Origin of the sequence: Rhizobium leguminosarum, assembly GCF_019798305.1 — a bacterium.
In the GTDB taxonomy this organism is placed as follows: domain Bacteria; phylum Pseudomonadota; class Alphaproteobacteria; order Rhizobiales; family Rhizobiaceae; genus Rhizobium; species Rhizobium leguminosarum_U.
Genome location: NZ_JAAXDD010000001.1, coordinates 587,978 through 609,315 on the forward strand (window position 1 = coordinate 587,978; position 21,338 = coordinate 609,315).

A 21,338-nucleotide genomic window follows, 5' to 3' on the forward strand; every position below is an offset into this window, starting at 1 on the left:
ATCCATTCAGTGGCTGAGAACGCATCGACGAATTTGCGACATCGACGTCTATGCGCGACGAACCACTGCCATTGTTTGCAGCCGCGGCCGAACAGATTGCTCAGGAGCGATTCCGGGAAACGTTTCTACGTGCGGCCGATGAGGCCGGTATTGCTATGTTGACCGTGGTTCACCAATGAGGAGGAAGCGCGACTAATCGTACTCATCTTGACCTTTGAACATCAGCGGTCTGTTCGCGCCGCCTGGGGTGGCCCACGCTGCGAACCGACTCAGATTGCTTTGCTACATTGATCGCCTTGACAGGAATCGAACCGTGAATTCGGCCTGGCATGTATGAGACTTTGCCCCGATATGACACGGCAACGGCATACTGTTGTCCTCTGGTCCAAAATCATTAGGACAAGCATATCGTCTTCTCGGGCGGAATTCGCGGACCGTCTTGCCTCCGGTCGTCTGCTCCCTAGATCCGACACATGGATACCGAGCGAACCACAGCTCCTATCAAACCGGTAAGGCCGTCTTCGCGGAAACCTCTTCAGAGGTTGAGCCCAGCCATTGTCGAGCAAGTCGAGCGCCTGCTCGGCGGACGGACGCGTGATATCCGCCTCGATGGGGAGCTGGCTCGGCTTTTTGGCGAACGCTCCTGGCCGCGGACTGCCAAGATCATTCGCGCGTGGATGGTTTGGGTTATCGTACTCGACGTCTTGACGTTAGGCCTCAACGCGATCTTGCTTCCGACTGAAACCGTCATGTCGATGCTTTGGCCAGCTTCTATCCTTCCCCCCGCGGCTCTTGTCGCCGCGATAGCCTTCCTGCGGCCGCACGCTTTATGGGTGCAGGGAGTTTTCCTCCTCTCGGCTGTTTTTCTGATCCTCCTGTCGGTCGCCTTGGTGGGCGTTAGCACCGGTGGGGAATTTTATGAGCGGCATTTGACCATCATGCTTTTTGTGGCCGTCACTGCCATTATCATATTTCCCATTCCACTCGGTTGGGCGATGGCGATCGGTGCATCTGCCCTCGGTATCTACCTTGTGTTTCAACTGCGCAATCCAGCCATCGAAGTGGGGAGTGCTCTGGCCGGGACGCTGTTTTTCGCAAGCGGTGTGGCTGCAACGGTCGTTGCCCGACGCACCGCAACCATCTTCGCTCAGAAGACTTTCTTACTTGAGTTACGAGATCGAAGTCGCCTCGCGGAGCTTACTGACGCCAACTCGCAGCTGGAATTGCTGGCGCGGACAGATCCGCTGACGGGTGTCGCCAACCGGCGTTCGATGATGGAAACGCTCCATCATTTCTGGAATGAGGACCTTAAACGAACGAGCGGCGCAGCGATGCTGATGTGCGATGTCGATGACTTCAAGCGTCTCAACGATAATCTCGGACATGCCGAGGGCGACCGCTGCCTGGTGAAAGTTGCCGGCATCATTCAGAGCAGCATGAGAGACGAGGGGGACAAGGTCGCCCGGTACGGAGGCGAAGAATTTCTCGTCTTTCTCGCAGGCTCAGATGAGCAAGAAGCCAAGGTCGTGGCTGAGCGGATACGCAGCCGCGTAGAAGCTGCGTCTCTTCCAAACCCTACCTCCCGCGTCGTTCCTTATGTCACTGTCAGCATTGGAGTGGCCACGATGATACAAGACAGTGAGCTGGTGTCAGCAGAGCACATGCAACGCCAAGCGGATGCGGCGCTCTACCTTGCCAAAAAGACCGGCCGCAACCGCGTGGTGGTCCATGCCTCAAAAGTCGACCAAGCCTCAGACTAAGGCCCTTCAGCTATCCAAGAAACGACTGCCTTAAACGGCCGCAAGCTGGCTCCTATGTCAGATCTTCCAACTTGACCATTTGACAGATATCCTACAAGTCGATATGTAATATTGCTCCTATCGGCGATGCGGGAAAGTGACCGGACATGACATTGAAATCGATGAAGCCGCTGATGCGCGCGCCGCTGCTGCATGTCTCCGTACAGGAAAGTCTGCGCGCCTATATCGACGATAACGGCTTAGCGCCCGGAACCTTGCTTCCGGCGGAAGGAGAGCTTGCCACCCAGCTCGGTGTCAGCCGCAATTCGCTGAGGGAAGGCATCAAGGCGTTGGAATCGCTCGGCGTGCTGGAGACGCGGCGCGGCGTCGGCATCTTCGTGAAGGCCTTTTCCTTCGAGCCGCTTCTCGACAACCTCGCTTACGGCCTCGGCGGCGCCCTGCGGCAGATCGAGGAGGTCCTCGAAATCCGGCGTACGCTGGAAGTGGGATTGATCGGCAAGACGATCGACGTGATCGGCGAGGAGGACATTGCCGAGCTGCGCGCCACCGTCAATCGAATGCGCGCCCATGCCGAGCGGGGCGAAACCTTTGCGGAAGACGACCAGCTGTTCCACCGCCTGCTGTTTCGCTGCCAGGACAATGAAACGCTGGTGCGGCTGATCGATGTCTTCTGGCTCGCCTTCTACAAAGCATCGGATTTCGTCAATCTTGAAAATGCCGATCCGATGGCGACGTGGCGCGACCATGCCGCGATCGTCGATGCGATCGAGGCAAAAGATCTGGAGGAGGCGCGCCGACGCCTGGATCGTCACTACGAAGGCATTGCCCGGGTGATTGCCAACAACAAGACAAGTTCAAACGTGGGAGGAACACATGAAAAGACTGTCTAGATTATCCGTTATTGCGCTTGGCGCCCTGCTGTCGACGGCTGCCGTTCCGGCTCTTGTCGTTTCGGGCGTTGCAGCTGAGGCTCAGGCAGCCACGCTGTCGGGCGGCTTCGATGTCGGCCCCGGAGGCTTCCAGGGCAACTTCAATCCGCTCGCCGCGACTGCCGGCTTCACCTGGCTCAGCGTCTACTACGAACCGCTGATCACCTATGACGAGAAGCTGCAGAAGGTCGTCGGCGCGCTGGCAAGCTCCTACGAGGTCAGCCCGGACCAGATGACCTACACGTTCAAGCTGGCGGACGCCAAATGGCATGACGGCAAACCGTTCACCGCCAAGGACGCAAAGTTCACCATGGGCCTTGCGATGGATGCGAAAACCGGCTCGGTGCTCGCTGCCCGGCTGAAGGGCATATCGTCGGTCGAGACGCCGGATGAGCACACGGTTGTCATCAAGCTCAGCGCACCCAGCAGCAGTTTTCCCGACACGATGACCAAGGTGATGATGCTGCCCGAGCATGCGCTCTCCTCGATCCCGGCCGACCAGCTGGCGAAGAACGCGTGGTGGTCCACAGCCCCGATCGGCACCGGTCCGTTCAAATTCACCAAATACGTCTCGGATCAATATGTCGAACTTGCCGCAAACACCGATTATCGCGTTGGCAAACCCGCACTGGAACGCGTCATCAATCGCTATTTCGCCAACCCGGCCGCAGCCATCGCGGCGCTGAGAGCCGGTGAAATCCAGTTCACCTATGTCGATTCCAACGATGTGCCGACCTTCAAGGACAACAAGGATTTCAAGGTCATCGAAGGCAACTCTTTCGTCGTCAACTATCTCGGCTTCAACCACGATTCCCCGCTCTGGAAGGATGTGCGCGTCCGCCAGGCGGTGATGTACGCGATCAATCGCGATGCCATCATCCAGAGCCTTTATGGCGGTGCGGCGAAGCCCGCCAACTGCGCCTATGTCGCCGACCAGCTGATACCCCCTTATATCGACAGCTATGCCTACGATCCTGAGAAGGCCAAGCAACTGCTCACGGAAGCCGGCTGGGACCAGATCAATGGCGGAAAGCCGATCACGCTTCTGACCTATTATACCACGCCGCTGGCCACCAACGTGCTTGCTGCAGTCCAGGCGATGCTTGCCCAGGTCGGCATCAACATCGTTCCGCGCGCCGTCGATGCCCCGACCTATAACAGCATCGTGCTCAATGCGGCACCGGATATTTCTCAGTTCCAGTTGGTTTATGCCGGGCTGCAGAACGGGCCGGATGCCGGAAGCATCAATGTCGGCCTCAACGAGAAGCAGATCCCTCCGGCCGGACCGAATGTCGCCAGGGTTCGCATGCCTGACCTCACCAAGGCGCTCGATAGTGCCTTGGCCGAGCCTGATAGCACCAAGCGGGATGCCGCCTACCAGGACGTCTGCAAGGTGATGAATGCGAACCTTCCCTGGGCGACGCTTTGGGTGGCAAACCGCTACGGCATCGTCTCGACCAAGGTGAAGAATTTCGTCTGGACGCCGGCGCCGGGCGGCGGCCCCTACCAGGCCAACCCGCAGAAATGGTCGATCGCCGAATAGGCGTTTTTCGCAAAGGCTTGAGGGTGGCTTCGGCCACCCTGACAAGACGGATGAACCATGTTCCAATACAGTCTCAGACGTCTGGTTATAGGGATAGGCATGCTCGTCGCGCTGAGCATGCTGATCTTCCTGTTGCTGCGCCTGACGCCCGGCGATCCGATCGATGCCTATATCGATCCGAACCTGCCGATGTCGCCGTCAGACCTTGCCGATCTGCGCCGAAGCCTCGGGCTCGATCAACCTTTGCCCGTGCAGTATCTCGGCTGGTTGCAGCAGGCGCTGACCGGCAATCTCGGCTATTCGATCAAGCGTCTCGATCAGCCGGTTCTGGGCCTGGTGCTGTCACGGATTGGCCCGACAGTGCTGTTGATGGGCACGGCACTTGTCTTTGCCATCGTCACAGGCATCACTTTCGGGGTGATCGGCGCCGTCCGCCGCAATTCGCTGGCCGATCTCTCATTGTCGGTGGTTGCGCTTGCCGGCATTTCAAGTCCGGCCTTCCTCAGCGCGCTGATCGGCCTTTATATTTTCTCCGTCCGCCTGCAATGGATGCCATCAGGCGGCATGCTGACGCCGGGCGAGGAATTCTCGGTGGGCGATCTCCTCCACCATCTGATCCTGCCGGCGGCACTTCTGTCTGTCGCGCAAGCCGCATTGATCATGCGCTACATGCGCGCTTCGCTGCTCGAAGTCCTGAACCAGGATTACGTGCGCACCGCCCGCGCCAAAGGTGTTCGCGAGTTCTGGGTCATCAGCAAGCATGCCTTGCGCAATGCGCTTCTTCCGATCGTGACGCTGATCGGCTCCACCATGGGACTTGCCATCGGCGGCGCCATCTTCATCGAGAGCGTTTTCAACTGGCCGGGCATGGGGCTATTGCTCGTCGATGCCGTGCAGACCCGCGACTACCCCGTCATCATGGGGGCGACGCTCGTCATCGGCACCTGCGTTATCGTCGTCAATCTTCTGACCGATATTACCTATGCGGTCGTCGACCCGCGCATCAAGGTGGGCTGATCATGCTGGCACGCTCTTCCGAACGTCACAGCCCCGGACCACTTGCCCGCGCCTTCAGTCGGTTTCTGCTCAACCGCGCAGCTGTTGCCGGCGTCTGCATTGCCGTTCCAATGCTGCTGCTGATCCTCTCTTATCCGCTATGGTGGGCTTTCCGGCCGAACGACATCGACCTTCTGGCGATGAATAGCGGCCCGACGGCAACGCACTGGTTCGGAGCCGACGGCGTCGGCCGCGACGTCTTCGCCCGCGTGCTCGAAGGCGGCCGGATCTCGCTGCTGGTCGCCGTCGCGTCGACCGCGCTTTCCGCGGTCATCGGGTTTCTTTTCGGGGCGATATCGGCGCTTGCCGGACGCTGGACGGACGCCGTCTCGATGCGCTTCGTCGATCTGGTGATGACCCTTCCGCCCGTCATCTTCCTGCTTGTGCTCGCCTCGATCGCCGGCACCGGCATCTGGCCGACCGTGCTCGTCATCTCGCTGCTCTCCTGGCCGCTGCTTGCGCGCATGATCCGCTCGCGGCTGCTGGAACTGCGTGAACGCGACTTCGTCATGGCCGCCCGCGGCATGGGCGCCGGCATCGGACATCTGCTCTTTCGCCACGGCCTGCCGAACTCGATCGATATCCTGGTGGTCTATGCAACGCTGCAGATTGCCAATGCCATCCTGCTCGAGGCCGGCCTGTCCTTTCTCGGTCTCGGCATCGCCCCGCCGGCGGCAAGCTGGGGCAACATGCTGAACGCGGCCCGCTCGACCGCCGTGCTCGAACAATATCCGTGGCAATGGCTCTTCCCCGGCGCCGCGCTGATCCTCGCCGTCCTGGCAATCAACTTCATTGGCGATGGCCTCAGAGATGCCTTCGACCCGCGTGCCGAACTGAACTGACAATCGAAAGAAGCGAAAATGACCAAATTCAAGGGTGTCGTCCCCCCTGTCGTAACACCGCTCAATCCGGATCTCACCATCGACTATCCGTCCTACACGCGCGTGCTCGAGCATCTGATCGATGCCGGTTGCCATGGCGTATTCGTGCTCGGCTCGACGAGCGAGGTGATCTTCCATGACGAAAAGACCCGGCGGGAAATCATCGAACATTCGGCCAGAGTGGTGAATGGCCGCGTGCCGCTCATCGTCGGCGTCATCGATCCGACCACCGATCGCGTCATCGCCCATGCGAAGGTGGCAAAGGCCGCCGGCGCCGATGCGGTCGTGGTGACGGCGCCATTCTATACAGTCACTAGCCAGTCCGAGATCCTCGACCACTTCCGTTATATCCGCGACGCGGTGGATGTTCCCCTGGTCGCCTACGACATTCCCGTCTGCGTGCACGTCAAGCTGCAGCGCCAGACCATCGTCACGCTTGCCAGGGAAGGCGCGATAATCGGCCTCAAGGATTCCAGCGGCGACGACGGCAACTTCCGCTATGCGCTCCTCGACCTTGCCGAACACAAGGACATCTTCCTGATGACCGGCTCCGAGATTGTCGTCGACACCGCCCTGCTGATGGGCGCCCACGGCGTCGTTCCCGGTATCGCCAATGTCGATCCGCACGGCTATGTCCGCCTTTGGGATGCTGCCCAGCGCGGCGACTGGGTTGCCGCGAAGAAGGAGCAGGAGCGTCTCTGCCGCCTGTTCGAAATCGTCTGGGTCGCGCAGGGCCGTGTCAGCGGCGGCGCAGCCGGCATCGGCGCCTTCAAGACCGCCATGCGCAGCCTCGGCATCATCGATTCCGCCGTCATGCCGCGGCCGCGTGCCTCCCTCAACGATGCCGAAACAGCGCGGATCGACGAGATCCTGCGTGTTACCGGCCTGCTGAACTGAGCCGGCTGATGGAACAGACCGCCGAACCCGTACTCGACATCAGGGGATTGCGAACGATCTTCCGCATCCGCGGCGGCGAGATCACGGCGGTCAACAATATCGACCTGACCGTTGCTGCCGGCGAGACGCTTGCGCTCGTCGGCGAATCCGGCTCGGGCAAGTCTGTCACCAGCCTGTCGGTCATGCGGCTGCTCACCCGCAACATCGGCGTGATCGCCGCAGGCAGCATCCGCCTTGCGACCAGCGACGGCGTGGTCAGAGATCTGGTCTCCCTCGACGACGAGAGCATGCGCAGGATCCGGGGCGACGACATCGGCATGATATTCCAGGAGCCGATGTCGAGCCTCAATCCCGTCTTCACCATCGGCGCCCAGATCGCCGAGCCGATCCGCATCCATCGTGGCGCCGACCGCAAGGCGGCGATGAACGCAGCCGTGGCGCTGCTTGAAAGCGTCGGCATACCGGATGCCCGACGCCGCGCCGGCCAATATCCGCACGAACTGTCGGGCGGCATGCGGCAGCGTGCGACGATCGCCATGGCGCTCGCCTGCGATCCGGCGCTGCTGATTGCCGACGAGCCGACCACGGCGCTCGACGTGACGATCCAGGCGCAGATTCTCGACCTGCTCCTCAAACTGCAGCGCGAGCGCGGCATGGCGATGCTCTTTGTCACCCACAATCTCGGCGTCGTCGCCGAAATCGCCCATCGCGTGGCGGTGATGTATGCCGGCCGGATCGTCGAAGAAGGGCCGGTCGGCGAGGTTTTCCGCAATCCCAAGCATCCCTACACGATGGGCCTTCTCGCCTCCATGCCGCGCCTTGGCGATGCCGCGCGGATGAAACAGGCCGGCGAAAAGCTCGCCGCCATTCCCGGAATGGTCCCGAGCCTGATGAACATGCCGAGCGGCTGCGCCTTTTCCCCGCGCTGCAAATTCGCGATCGAGGCCTGTCGCGTCGCGGTTCCCGCGCTCGAACAGGTCAATCCGCAGCACCGCAGCCGCTGCATCAGATGGCAGGAGATCTAGATGAGCGCACCGCTGCTTTCCGTCCGCGACCTTTCGAAACATTATACCTCCCGGGGCACGCGGCTGAACATTCTTGAGGGCATCTCCTTCGATATCGGCAAGGGTGAAGTCGTCGGGCTTGTCGGCGAATCCGGCAGCGGAAAGACCACGATCGGGCGTTCCGTCCTTCGCCTCGTCGAGCCGTCGTCCGGCAGCGTCCGTTTCGACGGGACGGAACTCACGGCACTTTCCGCCTCCGCGCTCAGACGGCAACGGCCGCGCATGCAGTATATTTTCCAGGACCCCTTCGCCAGCCTGTCGCCGCGCATGACGATCGGCGAGATCCTGACGGAAGGCCTGAAGATCCAAGGGATCGGCATCGCCCGTGACAGGCTCGAACGGGCGCAGTCGGCCTTGGCAAAGGTCGACCTGCCCGCCGATGCGATCAATCGGTACGCGCATGAATTTTCCGGTGGCCAGCGCCAGCGCATCGGCATTGCCCGGGCGTTGACATTATCGCCAGAATTCATCGTCGCCGACGAGCCGGTCTCGGCGCTCGACGTGTCGATCCAGGCGCAGGTGATCAACCTGCTGCGCGACCTGCAGCAGCAGCTTGGCCTGACCATGCTGTTCATCTCGCATGACCTTGCCGTCGTCGAATATATCTGCGACCGGGTGATCGTGCTCTATCTCGGCCGCATTATGGAAATCGCACCAAGTGCCGATCTCTATGCGAGACCGCAGCATCCCTATACGCGCGCGCTGCTCTCGGCGATTCCGTCGCCCGATCCGGATGCCCGCCGCAACAGGCAGATCCTGAAAGGCGATATTCCAAGTCCGGCCAATCCGCCGAGCGGATGTGTTTTTCGCACGCGCTGTCCGAGCGCGCTGGAGGCCTGCGCCGGCGCCGTTCCGCAACTGCGGGAAATCGCTCCCGGCCACTTCAAGGCCTGCATCCGCGACGACCTCAACTGACCGTCATCCATCGGAGAAACAAGAGATGAATGCGAAGACGCCGCGTCCCGCCATTGGCGGAAATTGGGCGAGCCTGCTTCTGCCGATCGCGCCCGATGACAGCATCGAATTCGACAAGCTCGGTGAAGAGATCGACATCCTCATCGATGCCGGCGTCGATGGTATTTACTCAAATGGCACTGCCGGCGAATTCCACAATCAGACGGAGGCGGAGTTCGACAGGATCCAGGCAATGCTGGCCGAGCGCTGCAAGGCATCTTCAACCCCATTCGTCATCGGCGCCTGCCAGCCCGACCCGCTGATCATGCTCAATCGCGTCCGCCGCGCCGCCGCACTCGATCCCCACGCCATTCAGGTCATATTGCCGGACTGGTGGCCGCTTACCGATGCCGAAGCGATCGATTTGCTGAAACGAGCGGCTGAGGCTGCCGACGGCATTCCGCTCATCCTCTACAATCCGCCGCATGCAAAACGGGTGCTGGCGCCAAGGGAGCTCGGCATGGTCTGTGCGACGGTGCCTGAGGTGATCGGCATCAAACTCGCCGATGGCGACGCCTGCTGGTATGCCGAGGCACGCCTGTATCTCTCCGGGCATTCGCTCTTCGTCCCCGGCCATCATCTCGCAACCGGTACTAGGGAAGGTGTGGCAGCAGGCTCGTTTTCCAACGTGGCCTGCCTTAGTCCCCGCGGCGCTCAGATCTGGACTATCTCGATGCGAAACGATATCGACGCGGCACTCGATCTGGAGCGACGCATCTGCACGTTTATGGACGCGCATATCGTCCCCTTTCGCCGGGAATTTGGCTATTCGAACGCCGCTCTCGACAAACTTTTGAGTGCGATCGGCAATTGGGGACCGGTGGGCACCCGTTTGCGATTTCCTTATCGCTCGATAGACATGGCGGAAGCGGTCAGGTTGCGACGCATTGCACGCTCCGAACTCCCCGATCTTTTCCCCTGAGTTTGCTGAGAGCAATCTGCGCCTGGGCTTGGTTACGAAATCAACTTCGTTGGCTAGCAGAAACGAGAATTATCCCGACATGGCAATCTCCCAGGCCAGTCGCAACACATTGGGGCTCTCGGCGTTCTCCCAAGATATGCGGCAAAAGATAAGGTCGCGACAGCTCTCGGCTTCCCGTCGAAAGCCGTACGGTTTGGGCGGCTCCCGGAGCGATTTGGCGTGAGATTGAGGTGCAAACGAACGCGACACGCCGAGTCGCAGTCGATTTTGATGGGGTAATTGCTGAGCCCGCGCAAGGAGGATGCGATGGCGGATGATAGCAATGGTGCAAAGCAAATCCTGCAGTGCATGACAACAGAGCATTTCGTGCTGCAGACTGCCCGCGCAGCCACGATTCAGGAGGCCAATCAGCGCGCCAATCTGTTCCTGACATCGGTTTCGAGCGGCACGATCGCTCTGGCCTTCGTCGCGCAAGTCACTCAGATGGGCACGCCTTTCGTGCTGTTCAGCCTGATCCTGCTGCCCTGCCTCTTCTTCATCGGACTTGTCACTTTCGTGCGCACTGTGCAGGTCGCCATCGAAGACATGGTGCACGCCCGCGGCATGGCCCGGATCCGGCATTATTATGCCGAGTTAGCGCCCGCCATGCGGAAGTACCTCATTCATTCCACCCACGATGATCGCTCGGCCGTGCTCGTCGACAAGGGATTGAGGCCGTCGCCGTGGCAGTTCTTCGTAACGACGGCCGGAATGGTAAGCACGATCAATGGCGCAATCGCAGGCGTCTTCACAGGCATAGCGGTCACATCGCTCATCCATGCAGGGGTGGCTCCCGGCGTGGTTTCCGGAGTTTCTGTCTTCGCTCTAAGCGTCTTGCTTCTGCGGCGCTATCACGTTCGAGCTTGGGCAGCGGCCGAGCACAGATTGAAGACGTTGTTCCCGGGGGAAGCCGGGGAATGACATCCTAGCGGCCGTCCGGGCGAAGGAATTGCGGGAACTTTGAACAGCAATCGGCGTTCGTGACGAAACACATGCGCCCATCCGCCGATCCATCAAAGAGAGGGTCTCTTGGTCAGTTCACACGCATGGAGTGCGCAATGGCTTCAGCAGAATTCGAGTTCAGAGCGCTTTTGGACAGTCGAGTCGAGGCATGCCGGACAAAGGACATCGATCGGCTCATGTCGCTCTATTCTCCCGAGATTGTGTATTTCGATGTCGTGCCACCTCTCCGCTTTATCGGATCTGAGGCGGTCCGGAGTAATTTTGTGCGGTGGTTCAATGAATACGAAGGCCCGATCGGCTTGGAAACCCGCGATTTGAACATCGCCATAAACGCCGATGTCGCCTTTGCGCATATGCTTCACCAGGACAAGGGCAACACCAACTTGTCGGGACCGCAGGAATTTTGGCTGCGTTCGACCGTCTGCTGCCAACGCGCAAACAGCAAATGGCTGATCACGCACGAACATATCTCTTTGCCCGTCGATTTCAGGAGCGGAACGGTGCTCATGGACCTTACCCCCTGACATCTTCGATCGAGAAGACGACGCTAATACGATGCTGCCATCTTTCTGCTTAATGCAAAGCGATATCAACGCCGAATTCGATCTGGAGCGAGGCATCTGCACGTTCATGGACGCGCAGATCTTGATGAGAATCGAACCGAAGACCTCGTGACAAGATCCGATATGGCACGCCGAAAACCCGCTACCATCCCAGCCGGACCGATATCTTGCTAGAGGCCTCCTTCAGCAGAACGATGAAGCGGTCGACATCGCTCTTTTGCGTGCGGAAGGCCGGGGCGCCGACATTCACCGCGGCGATCACGGATCCGTCGAATGCCAGAACCGGCACCGAGACGGAGACGAGTTGATCGCTCACTTCACCGTAACTCACACAAAATCCCTGACGGCGGATTTTATCCAATTCAGCAACCAACTTGCCGCGATCCGTGATCGTGCGCTTGGTCAGCCGCGGCAAAGTCTCGGGGATCATCTGCAACTGCACCTGGGGCTGGAGATAGGCGAGAAGCACCTTGTACGAGCCGGCCGTGAGCGGCCGTCTTCGACCGATCATCGCCTGCACCCGCAAGTCGCGCATCGGTTCGAACTTTGCAATACACAGTGATTCCCCATTGTCGATGATCCTGAGCTGGGTCGTTTCGTTCGCCTTCTGGCCGACTTCTTCAAGGATAGGATTGGCTATTCGCACCAGATCAACCTGTGTCGAGGCAGCGGTCCCGAGAATGATCGCAGTCGTCCCCAGCCGGTAAGTGCCTGTATCGCTCTTCCGCACCAGGCCGCGCCGTTCCAGTGTGCGTAACATGCGCAAAATTCTCGGCTTGGTTTCCCCGAGGTCCTGCGCCACCTCAGTCAGTCTGATATCCGGGTTTTTGGCGACATTCAGCAATACCTCGATGCAGACATCAACAGATTGCACGATATTGCTTTTTGATGGTTGTCTTTTGTCCATGGGACCAGAATTTTCTCCGCGACCAAAGCTGAAGGAATGGCATAGTTTCGGGTTACGCCTATCGTAACGCGCTTGTTTTCCGTTTGACAGCCCCCTTGAGGCCCCCTTACCAATTTGTGTCAAGAGTGGACGGGAACCTGCTCGTACCGACCAAGCAAGGTCGGCCCAAAAACGCTAAACCGGGATGGAAGAAATGGCCGCAAAAATATTGACGCGGGCAGCGATCGGGCTGCTCGGAACGATTGCTATTCCTGCAATGGTCGCCGCACAGGAAACTCCGCTGACGATCGGGATGTCGACGACGCCGACGACGCTGGATCCTCATGAAGACAGTTCGGCGCCAAACAATGCGACCTCGCGCCATATCTGGGACAGCCTCATAAACCTCACCGGAACGTCGGCAAACGCGCCGGAACTCGCCACCGAATGGAAGGTCGTCGACCCGACCCACTGGGAATTCAAGCTGCGGAAGGGCGTGAAATTCCATGACGGCAGCGAGTTCAACGCCGATGACGTCATCGCTTCGCTTCTGCGTGCCCGCGACAAGCCCAGCCAGAGCTTTGCTTCCTACACCCGCAATATTGTCAATGTCACGGCCACGGATCCCTATACCATCGTCGTCGAGACGAAGGTTCCGGATCCGATCCTGCTGAATTCCGTCAGCCGAATTCGCATTATCAGCGCCGGTTGCAAGGAGGCGCCGGTCAAGGATTTCGACAACGGCAAGTGTGCAATCGGAACCGGGGCCTATTCCTTCGTCTCCTATTCGCCAGGCAGCAACCTGACCTTGAAGCGCAATGACAGCTATTTCGCTGGCCCCTCGCACTGGTCGAACGTCACGCTCCGCTTCCTGCCCGATGACGGCGCCCGTCTGGCATCGCTTCTTTCTAACGAGATCGACATTGTCGAAACCCTTCCTGCCGATGGAATGGCACGCGTGGAAGCGAGCGATAATCTGCAAGTCATCAACGGCCTGTCTTCCCGCTTCGTTTATCTTGGCCTCGATGTCAGCCGCGATGTTTCGCCTTTCGTGAAGGCTGCGGATGGTTCCGATCTCGACAAGAACCCGCTCAAGGATGAACGGGTGCGTCGGGCAATGCTGATGTCGATCAACCGGCCGGCAATCGTCGACCGCGTCATGCAGAAGAACGGCACGGTGGCCGACCAATTCGTCACCCAAGGCTATGCGGGCTATTCCGAAAAAGTCGAGAAGGTGGGTTATGATCCCGCCGCCGCCAAGGCGCTTCTGGCCAAGGCCGGTTATCCCGATGGCTTCAGCCTGACCCTGCATGGTCCCTCTGGCCGTTACGTCAAGGATGCCGAAGTTCTGCAGGCGGTCGGCCAGATGTTCACACGCATCGGGATCAAATCGAAAGTCGAGGTCCTGCCCTGGTCGATGTATTCGGAAGCCTATTCAAAGGGCACCTACAGCACCTATTTCGGCTCCTGGGGTGTGAACACCGGCGAAACCACCAATCCGACTGTCGCGCTGGTCGCGACGCGCGACGAGAAAAAGGGGACCGGCAGATATAACGGCGGCGGCGTGTCCGATCCGAAGATCGACGAGGTACTGGCCAAGGCGAGTTCGACGCTCGATGAAGCCGGACGCGCGCCCCTTCTCGAGGAGCTGTCGACCGAGACCTTCAACAACCTCTGGCTCCTCCCAATGCATTACGAAAACGTCGTGCTGGGTGCAAAGAAGACCGTGTCCTACACCCCGCGCGGTGACAAATATACGCTCGCTTACGACGTGAAGCCGGCGGACTGATGCATGTCGTCCAAAAGCGTACAGCGGTTTTGGGACAAATAAAGATTTGAAGTGCGTCGCATCGATCCAATCGATGCGGCGCGGTTTAAAACAGCAGCATGGGGCCGCACCAGGGCCGTCCCTTTCTTCATCTCCCAGGAGACATTCATGCAGGAACTTGGAACGGGCGAAGCCGTCGCCCGGGCGAAGGCCACCTATGACTATGGCCAGACGGCCATCTTCGCCTCTCAGATCGACCCCCGCCTCCATATGGTGCTTTATGTGCCGCCGACGGCGGCAGACGGCCGCAAGCTCGACCTCGTGGTCGCGGTCCACGGCACCGGGCGCACGTCAGCCATCGACTTCCGCGACGGTTTTGCCGAATTCGGGCTCTACAACGACTGTGCCATCCTTTGCCCGATCTTCCCGGTTGGCGTTCTCGGCGATGGGGCTCGTTCCGGCTACAAGTTCCTTAAGGAAGGCGACATCCGCTATGATCAGGTCGTCCTGGCCATGGTCGCGGAGATGGCCGACAAATACCGCCAGGACTGGTCCAAATTCGCCATGTTCGGCTTCTCCGGCGGCGGGCATTTCGTGCACCGTTTCACCATCCTGCATCCGGAAAAGCTCTGGGCGGCATCGATCGGCGCACCTGGTTCCGTCACCCTTCTGGATCCGACGCGTGACTGGTGGGTCGGCATTCGGGATCTGGAGGCGCGCTTCGGCAAGGCCTTCCGGCCCGAAGATCTCGCCAAGGTGCCGGTGCATATGATCGTCGGCGACGCCGATCTGGAGACCTGGGAAATCACCCACAAGCCGGGCGGCAAATATTATATGGATGGCGCAAACGACGCCGGCAAAACGCGGCCCGAACGCCTTGCTGCCCTGGCGAGCTCATTCCGCAAAGCGGGTGTCGACGTGACGTTCGATCGTGTTCCGGGCGTCTCTCACGACCGGATGAAAGTTCTCGGTCACGTCAAGGCCTTCCTGGCAAAGGTGCTCGAGGAGCGGCGCGCGAAATGAGAAATGCAACGATCGTGGCGCCTCAGCCGGAGGCAGTCGAAGCCGGCGCGGAAGTTCTCGAACGCGGCGGCAATGCCATCGACGCAGCACTCGCCTGTGCTTTCGTCCAGGGCGTGGTCGACCCGCAGATGGCCGGCATCGGCGGCTTCGGCTCCATGCATGTCTACATGCCGAAAAAGGGCGTGCACGAGATCCTCGAATTTTATGCGCGCGCTCCGTTGAAGGCCGCGCCGGACATGTGGCTCGACAAGATCAAGCACCAGAGCCGCGACGGCTTCGGCTATGTGCTTGAAGGCAATATTTCCGATATCGGCTACCTTGCTGTCTGCACCCCCGGCTCGCTAAAGGGCTATGAGACCGCGCTGCGCGACTACGGCACATTCGATTGGGCCGATCTCGTCAAGCCGGCCATCCGCCTGGCCCGTAACGGTTTCATGACCCGAAACCACATGCACTGGTATTGGGCCAAGGACCAGTCGAATGACGGTTTTGCCAACACGCTCGACAAGCTGCGCTTTTCCGAAACGGGCCGGAGAACCTATTTCCACGACGACGGCACGCTCAAGAATGTCGGCGACCTGCTCGTCAACAAGGACATGGCACAGACCCTCGAACGCATCGCGCGAAGCGGCGGCTCGGACATCTTCTATCACGGCGAACTGGCCGAACAGATCGCCGACGATTTCAAGGCAAATGGCGGCTTGATCGATCGGGAGGATCTGGCGCGTTACGAATTGTCGAAGGTAGAGCCGGTTTGGGGCGAGTACCGCGACAACCGCATCGCCACCTCGCCTCCGCCAGGCTCGGGCTTCCCGATGCTGGAACTCCTGCATATCATGGAGCAGTTCGATGTCGGCTCGCTGCAGCATGGCAGCGCCGAACATGTCCGCATCTTGTTTGAAGCGATGAAGCGAATGACGATCGACAAGGACGCGCATATGGGCGATCCCGCCTATGTCGACGTGCCTTATGAAAAGCTGCTGTCGAAAGAGCATGCAAAGGCGCATGCCGGCGCGATCAAGGCGGGTGAGATCGCCAGTGTATCGCGCCTTGATGGGTCGCAACGCGACACCACGCATATCTCGGTGATCGACAAGGACGGCAATGCCGTCGCGATGACCCATACCCTCGGCAGTCCGTCGGGCGCGATCACCGATGGCCTCGGCTTCATGTATAATGGCACGATGAGCCGCTTTAATCCGCTTCCGGGCAAGCCCGGCTCCATCGCGCCCGGCAAGCGGCGTCCCAGCTCGGCGGCGCCGACGATCGTCTTCAAGGGCGATGAGCCCAGCATCGTCATCGGAGCTCCAGGCGGCAGCTATATCGCGCCGGCCGTTGCGCAATGCCTGATGAACATGATCGATTTCGACATGTCCGTGCTCGAAGCCGTCTCGGCGCCGAGGATCGTAGGGGTGTCAAACACGATCGACATCTGCAATCGCATTCGCCACTCTGTCGAAGACGAGCTGCGGGCACAGGGTTACCCGGTGGCGCGGTCGCCGCAGACATACGCGTTCGCCGCAGTCCATGCGATCAAGATTGACGGCGGCATCTCGAAAGGCGCGGCCGATCCGCAGCGCGACGGGATGGCGATCTCCGTCGCCTAGATTCAAAAATGTTACAGCGTCCTTTGCGGCTCTCGAAAAGGCGCGCGGTGCTGTAGGGAGAGGTTCAATGGTCACATCCATTATCAGGCGGTTGATACAGGCGCTGTTCGTCGTTGTCGCGATGACGATCATTGTCTTCATCGGCGTCAATGTGATCGGCAACCCGGTCGACATCCTCATCAACCCGGACGCCAACCAGGCGGAGCGGGCACTCGTTATCGCGCATTACGGCTTGGATCAGCCGCTGTGGAAACAATATCTGCTGTTTCTCCAAGGACTTCTGCACGGGGATTTCGGCAACAGCTTCGTCTATGGGCGGCCGGCGCTGGGTCTGATCCTTGAACGCCTCCCAGCGACACTCGAACTGGCGATCACGGCTCTCGGCATCGCGCTGCTGTTCGGTCTTCCGCTTGGGCTGTATGCAGGGCTCTACCCCAATCGGATCTCCGCCAAGCTCATCATGAGCGGCTCAATCCTGGGCTTCTCGCTTCCGACCTTCTGGGTCGGTCTCATGCTGATCATGGTATTTTCCGTCGAGCTCGGCTGGTTGCCGACGAATGGCCGCGGCCCGACGCAAGAACTGCTTGGCGTACAATGGTCGTTTCTGACCGCAGACGGCATCAGGCACCTCTTATTGCCCGCCTTCAACCTGGCTCTGTTCAAGACGTCGCTCATTCTTCGGCTGACCCGCGCCGGTGTGCAGGAGGTCCTTCCCCAGGACTATGTGAAGTTTGCCCGCGCCAAGGGATTGCGAGAGCGGCGGATCATTTCCGTGCACGTTCTCAAGAACCTGATGATCCCGGTGGTGACCATCATTGGTCTCGAGTTCGGCTCACTGATCGCCTTTTCGGTCGTCACCGAAAGCATCTTTGCGTGGCCGGGCATGGGCAAGCTCATCATCGACTCGATCAACCTTCTCGATCGCCCCGTCATCGTCGCCTATCTGATGATGATGGTGCTGCTCTTCGTCGTCCTCAACTTCATCATCGATATCTGTTATACCCTTCTGGATCCGCGGGTCCGGCTGGAAGGAAAGGCTTGACCCCATGGCCGAACCACAAACGCAAGACACCAGCGCTCCAACGCCCGAACCCGGTCGTCTGTCGAAAGGGATCGCGGATTTCTTCAGCTCTCCGGCAGCTGCGATCGCCTTCCTCACGCTGGTGATCATCTGCTGCCTGGCGCTGTTTGCGCCATGGATCTCTCCGCAAGACCCCTATGATTTGATGCAGCTCGACATCATGGATGGACGGCTGCCGCCGGGGTCCGAATCCATGAACGGGCTCGTCTATTACCTCGGTACCGACAGCCAGGGCCGCGATATCCTGTCCGGTATCCTCTATGGGCTGCGCACCTCGTTATTGGTGGGCGTTCTGTCGGCTTTCGCCGCTGCCATCATCGGAACCTCAGCCGGATTGTTCGCGGCTTACATGGGAGGGCGCACGGAAACCGCGATGATGCGGCTCGTCGACCTGCAGCTCTCGTTTCCGACCATATTGATGGCGCTGATGATGCTCGCCGTGCTCGGCAAGGGCGTGCCCAACGTCGTGATCGCACTGATCATCGCCGAGTGGGCGACCTATGCCCGCACGGTCCGCGGCACCGCTCTGGTCGAGCGCGAGAAGGAGTATATCGAGGCGGCCCGGATGCTGCGCCTGCCCGGATGGCGCATCCTCTTCAGGCACCTGCTGCCGAACTGTCTTGCGCCGGTCATCGTCATCGCCACCATGCAGATCGCCAGGGCAATTGGCCTCGAAGCAACCTTGTCCTTCCTCGGTCTCGGTGCATCCGTAACCGAGCCCTCGCTCGGCATGCTGATCTCGACGGGCTACCAGTATCTTCTGACGGGCCTTTACTGGATCAGCTTCTTCCCCGGCATTGCACTTCTGGTCACGATCGCGGCGATCAATCTCGTCGGCGACCGGTTGCGCGATGTCCTCAACCCGAGGAACATGTCATGACCCCATTGCTGCAAGTGAGCAATCTCGTCACCGAATTCGGCGACGGCAGGGGTCGCCCAAGCCTTTGCGCCGTCAATGATGTGTCGTTCACGGTAGAGCGCGGCAAGGTCCTTGGTCTTGTGGGCGAATCCGGATCCGGAAAGTCGGTGACCGGTTTCTCGATCATGCGGCTCCTCGATAAGCCCGGCCGGGTTGCCGGCGGCCGGATCATCTTCGACGGCGCCGACATCGCGAAATATTCGGACGAAGAGATGCGGCAGCTGCGCGGCAAGCGGATCGCCATGGTATTCCAGGATCCGATGATGACGCTCAATCCGGTCCTGACGGTCGGAACTCAGATGGTGGAAGCCGTCCAGGCACACGAGCGGGTCTCGAAGGATGCTGCCCGGCAGCGGGCGCGGGATGCTTTGGCACTGGTCGGAATACCAAGCCCTGAAGAAAGGCTTGCCGCCTATCCGCATCAGTTTTCCGGCGGAATGCGCCAGCGTGTGGCAATTGCCATCGCGCTTCTCCACAGGCCGGACCTCATCATCGCCGATGAACCGACAACGGCGCTGGATGTGACGATCCAGAGCCAGATCATCTTCGAATTCCAGAAACTTACCGAAGAGGGAAATACGGCGGTGATCTGGATCACCCACGATCTGGCGATCGTTTCAAGATTGGCCGACGAGATCGCCGTCATGTATGCCGGCCGTCTCGTTGAGACCGGACCGGTGGGCAAGGTTCTGACCGATCCTCACCATCCCTACACCGCCGGTCTGATCGCGTCGGTGCCTTCGCAAAACAGACGCGGAGAACCCCTTCACCAGATCCGCGGCATGACGCCGGCCATCAACCGGCTCCCACAGGGATGCAGTTTTCGTACGCGCTGTGATCGGGCAACCGACGGCTGTCTGGTCATGCCGGCGCTCATGCCGGAAGGCGATCGCTCCTTCCGCTGCATTCATCCCGTAACGAAAGAGGTAGCATGATGACGGCGACCGCCGCGCCCCTGATCGAAGCGAGGAACGTGTCGCAGCGCTTCGGGGCCAAGCCCGATCTCGCCGCCAAGATCGCGCTCAAGCTCAAACTGGCCAAACCGGCGCCTGTCGTTCACGCGCTTGATAATGTCAGCCTCAGCATTCGGCCCGGAGAGGTTGTCGGCCTCGTCGGTGAAAGCGGCTGCGGGAAGTCGACGCTCGGCCGCGCCATTGCAGGGATCACCTCGCCGAGCCAGGGCCACATTCTCTGGAAGGGAATGGACCGAAGCGCCATGTCGAAAGGCGAGCAGCATCAGTTCGGTCTCGCCAGCCAGATGATTTTCCAGAATCCGATGGCGGCTCTCAATCCGCGCATGACCGTCGAGGAGCTTATCTGGGAGGCGCCTCGAACACATGGGCTAGCCCGCTCGACGGAACGCGACGTCTATGTCGACAGATATTTGATGCTGGCCGGTTTCGACCCGGCCATGAAAAAGCGATACCCGCACCAGTTTTCCGGTGGCCAGCGGCAGCGCGTCAATATTGCGCGCGCGCTTGCCGTGCAGCCGAAATTCCTCGTCTGTGACGAAAGCGTCGCCGCACTCGACGTTTCCATCCAGGCCCAGGTGATCAACCTGTTCATGGAACTTCGTGACAAGCTCGACCTGACCTATTTGTTCGTCAGCCATGATCTCGGCGTCGTGGAACATATTTCCGACCGCGTTGCGATCATGTATCTCGGCCGCATCGTCGAAGAGGCGCCCGTCGAGGAGGTTTTCAGGCGGCCAAATCATCCCTACACGAAAGCGCTCTTGGCCGAGGTGCCGCGCATCGAACCCGGCAAGCGACAGTTCAAGGCCGTGGATGGCGAACTCCCCAGCCCGATAAACCCACCGAAAGGCTGCCACTTCCATCCGCGATGCCCGCTTGCGATGGACCGCTGTCATATGGAAGTGCCGGTGAAAAAGGAAATTGCACCGGGGCACCTGTCAGCTTGCCACCTCAACGATGAATGATCTCAAACGATAGGATCGCTGATTGCTTCAGGCCTAAATCATCCCTGTTCTAATGTGCATGAGCCCCGCCCGGACGGGAAACTTTCTTCAATCCGGCTCCCGCGGCGGCGGTGTTCGCCAGGGACGCATCGCCGAGCGAAATGACGCCTGTTAGGCGTTTGTCACGATTGACGACGGGAAGGCGGCGGACCTGCACCTGCCCCATATTGCGGGTCAAGTCGTCGACATCGTCGTCTTCGAAACAATATTTGACATCGCGCGTCATGACTTCGCGCACCTTTGCATCGCCCCCTAGTCCGTCGGCAAGCCCGCGCACGACGAGATCGCGGTCGGTGATGGTTCCGACGAGCCGATCGTTGTCGCCGACCGGCAGGAAGCCGATCTGCCTGTCGGCCATGCACCTCGCGATTTCGGCTATCGTCTGATTAGGGTTGGCGATTTCTACATCGCGCGACATGATCTCTGACACTTTCATGGTCTTTCCTCCTGTCTTTTACGGCTAATGGACGTCGAATGTTCCGGTGCGAGTCGTTTCCGAAACGAT

At 59.9% G+C, this 21,338-nt stretch carries 20 protein-coding genes and 1 pseudogene; 19 read left to right on the forward strand and 2 right to left on the reverse strand.

Annotated features, from left to right (window positions below):
* Window positions 1-80 precede the first annotated feature (80 nt).
* The 12 genes and pseudogenes from HFO99_RS33240 to HFO99_RS02755 all read left to right on the forward strand — a co-directional run.
* Window positions 81-179: pseudogene (locus tag HFO99_RS33240) on the forward strand (DUF982 domain-containing protein); the annotation flags it as partial.
* A 294-nt stretch (window positions 180-473) separates the two neighbouring features.
* Complete coding sequence (locus HFO99_RS02705; RefSeq protein ID WP_409994924.1) at window positions 474-1,760, forward strand: GGDEF domain-containing protein; 1,287 nt, start codon at window positions 474-476, stop codon at window positions 1,758-1,760.
* Between the two features lie 146 nt (window positions 1,761-1,906).
* Window positions 1,907-2,650: a FadR/GntR family transcriptional regulator gene (locus tag HFO99_RS02710; RefSeq protein WP_222359053.1), complete on the forward strand. Its 744-nt coding sequence runs from the start codon at window positions 1,907-1,909 to the stop codon at window positions 2,648-2,650.
* A complete protein-coding gene (locus tag HFO99_RS02715) occupies window positions 2,634-4,232 on the forward strand; it encodes an ABC transporter substrate-binding protein (RefSeq protein WP_222359055.1) in 1,599 nt (532 codons plus the stop codon). The genes HFO99_RS02710 and HFO99_RS02715 overlap by 17 nt, the downstream gene beginning before the upstream one ends.
* A gap of 57 nt (window positions 4,233-4,289) precedes the next feature.
* Window positions 4,290-5,249, forward strand: a complete 960-nt coding sequence (locus HFO99_RS02720) for an ABC transporter permease (protein WP_222359057.1) — start codon at window positions 4,290-4,292, stop codon at window positions 5,247-5,249.
* A gap of 2 nt (window positions 5,250-5,251) precedes the next feature.
* Entirely contained in the window at window positions 5,252-6,130 is an 879-nt protein-coding gene (locus tag HFO99_RS02725) for an ABC transporter permease (protein ID WP_222359059.1), read from the forward strand.
* A gap of 18 nt (window positions 6,131-6,148) precedes the next feature.
* Window positions 6,149-7,066 carry a dihydrodipicolinate synthase family protein gene (locus tag HFO99_RS02730; protein ID WP_222359061.1) on the forward strand — a complete coding sequence of 306 codons (918 nt, stop codon included), beginning with the start codon at window positions 6,149-6,151 and terminating at the stop codon, window positions 7,064-7,066.
* Between the two features lie 8 nt (window positions 7,067-7,074).
* Complete coding sequence (locus HFO99_RS02735) at window positions 7,075-8,091, forward strand: ABC transporter ATP-binding protein (protein WP_222359063.1); 1,017 nt, start codon at window positions 7,075-7,077, stop codon at window positions 8,089-8,091.
* On the forward strand, window positions 8,092-9,045 hold the full coding sequence (locus HFO99_RS02740; protein ID WP_222359065.1) for an ABC transporter ATP-binding protein: 954 nt from the start codon (window positions 8,092-8,094) through the stop codon (window positions 9,043-9,045).
* 25 nt (window positions 9,046-9,070) lie between these two features.
* Complete coding sequence (locus HFO99_RS02745) at window positions 9,071-10,006, forward strand: dihydrodipicolinate synthase family protein (RefSeq protein ID WP_222359067.1); 936 nt, start codon at window positions 9,071-9,073, stop codon at window positions 10,004-10,006.
* Between the two features lie 306 nt (window positions 10,007-10,312).
* Entirely contained in the window at window positions 10,313-10,966 is a 654-nt protein-coding gene (locus HFO99_RS02750) for a hypothetical protein (RefSeq protein ID WP_222359069.1), read from the forward strand.
* A 137-nt stretch (window positions 10,967-11,103) separates the two neighbouring features.
* Window positions 11,104-11,532 carry a YybH family protein gene (locus HFO99_RS02755; RefSeq protein WP_168281315.1) on the forward strand — a complete coding sequence of 143 codons (429 nt, stop codon included), beginning with the start codon at window positions 11,104-11,106 and terminating at the stop codon, window positions 11,530-11,532.
* Between the two features lie 181 nt (window positions 11,533-11,713).
* Here HFO99_RS02755 and HFO99_RS02760 read toward each other — a convergent pair whose 3' ends face one another.
* Window positions 11,714-12,478, reverse strand: coding sequence for an IclR family transcriptional regulator (locus HFO99_RS02760; protein ID WP_222359071.1), 765 nt, complete (start codon window positions 12,476-12,478; stop codon window positions 11,714-11,716).
* A 193-nt stretch (window positions 12,479-12,671) separates the two neighbouring features.
* Here HFO99_RS02760 and HFO99_RS02765 point away from each other — a divergent pair, with 193 nt between their 5' ends.
* From HFO99_RS02765 to HFO99_RS02795, 7 genes are all read left to right on the forward strand, one after another.
* Window positions 12,672-14,246, forward strand: coding sequence for an ABC transporter substrate-binding protein (locus HFO99_RS02765; RefSeq protein ID WP_222359073.1), 1,575 nt, complete (start codon window positions 12,672-12,674; stop codon window positions 14,244-14,246).
* 147 nt (window positions 14,247-14,393) lie between these two features.
* On the forward strand, window positions 14,394-15,248 hold the full coding sequence (locus HFO99_RS02770; RefSeq protein ID WP_222359075.1) for an alpha/beta hydrolase: 855 nt from the start codon (window positions 14,394-14,396) through the stop codon (window positions 15,246-15,248).
* Window positions 15,245-16,855, forward strand: a complete 1,611-nt coding sequence (gene ggt / locus HFO99_RS02775) for a gamma-glutamyltransferase (RefSeq protein ID WP_222359077.1) — start codon at window positions 15,245-15,247, stop codon at window positions 16,853-16,855. Before HFO99_RS02770 ends, ggt begins: the two co-directional genes overlap by 4 nt.
* A 67-nt stretch (window positions 16,856-16,922) precedes the next feature.
* Window positions 16,923-17,897: an ABC transporter permease gene (locus tag HFO99_RS02780; protein ID WP_222359079.1), complete on the forward strand. Its 975-nt coding sequence runs from the start codon at window positions 16,923-16,925 to the stop codon at window positions 17,895-17,897.
* Window positions 17,898-17,901: 4 nt separating this feature from the next.
* A complete protein-coding gene (locus HFO99_RS02785; protein WP_222359081.1) occupies window positions 17,902-18,816 on the forward strand; it encodes an ABC transporter permease in 915 nt (304 codons plus the stop codon).
* Entirely contained in the window at window positions 18,813-19,790 is a 978-nt protein-coding gene (locus tag HFO99_RS02790) for an ABC transporter ATP-binding protein (RefSeq protein WP_222359083.1), read from the forward strand. Before HFO99_RS02785 ends, HFO99_RS02790 begins: the two co-directional genes overlap by 4 nt.
* Complete coding sequence (locus tag HFO99_RS02795; RefSeq protein WP_222359084.1) at window positions 19,790-20,794, forward strand: ABC transporter ATP-binding protein; 1,005 nt, start codon at window positions 19,790-19,792, stop codon at window positions 20,792-20,794. The genes HFO99_RS02790 and HFO99_RS02795 overlap by 1 nt, the downstream gene beginning before the upstream one ends.
* Before the next feature lie 49 nt (window positions 20,795-20,843).
* Here HFO99_RS02795 and HFO99_RS02800 read toward each other — a convergent pair whose 3' ends face one another.
* Entirely contained in the window at window positions 20,844-21,269 is a 426-nt protein-coding gene (locus tag HFO99_RS02800; protein ID WP_222359087.1) for a CBS domain-containing protein, read from the reverse strand.
* Between the last annotated feature and the right edge of the window lie 69 nt (window positions 21,270-21,338).

Coding starts and splice junctions, on each gene's coding strand:
- HFO99_RS02705 (WP_409994924.1), top strand. CDS start 474: ATGGATACCGAGCGAACCACAGCTCCTATCAAACCGGTAAGGCCGTCT.
- HFO99_RS02710 (WP_222359053.1), top strand. CDS start 1,907: ATGACATTGAAATCGATGAAGCCGCTGATGCGCGCGCCGCTGCTGCAT.
- HFO99_RS02715 (WP_222359055.1), top strand. CDS start 2,634: ATGAAAAGACTGTCTAGATTATCCGTTATTGCGCTTGGCGCCCTGCTG.
- HFO99_RS02720 (WP_222359057.1), top strand. CDS start 4,290: ATGTTCCAATACAGTCTCAGACGTCTGGTTATAGGGATAGGCATGCTC.
- HFO99_RS02725 (WP_222359059.1), top strand. CDS start 5,252: ATGCTGGCACGCTCTTCCGAACGTCACAGCCCCGGACCACTTGCCCGC.
- HFO99_RS02730 (WP_222359061.1), top strand. CDS start 6,149: ATGACCAAATTCAAGGGTGTCGTCCCCCCTGTCGTAACACCGCTCAAT.
- HFO99_RS02735 (WP_222359063.1), top strand. CDS start 7,075: ATGGAACAGACCGCCGAACCCGTACTCGACATCAGGGGATTGCGAACG.
- HFO99_RS02740 (WP_222359065.1), top strand. CDS start 8,092: ATGAGCGCACCGCTGCTTTCCGTCCGCGACCTTTCGAAACATTATACC.
- HFO99_RS02745 (WP_222359067.1), top strand. CDS start 9,071: ATGAATGCGAAGACGCCGCGTCCCGCCATTGGCGGAAATTGGGCGAGC.
- HFO99_RS02750 (WP_222359069.1), top strand. CDS start 10,313: ATGGCGGATGATAGCAATGGTGCAAAGCAAATCCTGCAGTGCATGACA.
- HFO99_RS02755 (WP_168281315.1), top strand. CDS start 11,104: ATGGCTTCAGCAGAATTCGAGTTCAGAGCGCTTTTGGACAGTCGAGTC.
- HFO99_RS02760 (WP_222359071.1), bottom strand. CDS start 12,478: ATGGACAAAAGACAACCATCAAAAAGCAATATCGTGCAATCTGTTGAT.
- HFO99_RS02765 (WP_222359073.1), top strand. CDS start 12,672: ATGGCCGCAAAAATATTGACGCGGGCAGCGATCGGGCTGCTCGGAACG.
- HFO99_RS02770 (WP_222359075.1), top strand. CDS start 14,394: ATGCAGGAACTTGGAACGGGCGAAGCCGTCGCCCGGGCGAAGGCCACC.
- ggt (WP_222359077.1), top strand. CDS start 15,245: ATGAGAAATGCAACGATCGTGGCGCCTCAGCCGGAGGCAGTCGAAGCC.
- HFO99_RS02780 (WP_222359079.1), top strand. CDS start 16,923: ATGGTCACATCCATTATCAGGCGGTTGATACAGGCGCTGTTCGTCGTT.
- HFO99_RS02785 (WP_222359081.1), top strand. CDS start 17,902: ATGGCCGAACCACAAACGCAAGACACCAGCGCTCCAACGCCCGAACCC.
- HFO99_RS02790 (WP_222359083.1), top strand. CDS start 18,813: ATGACCCCATTGCTGCAAGTGAGCAATCTCGTCACCGAATTCGGCGAC.
- HFO99_RS02795 (WP_222359084.1), top strand. CDS start 19,790: ATGACGGCGACCGCCGCGCCCCTGATCGAAGCGAGGAACGTGTCGCAG.
- HFO99_RS02800 (WP_222359087.1), bottom strand. CDS start 21,269: ATGAAAGTGTCAGAGATCATGTCGCGCGATGTAGAAATCGCCAACCCT.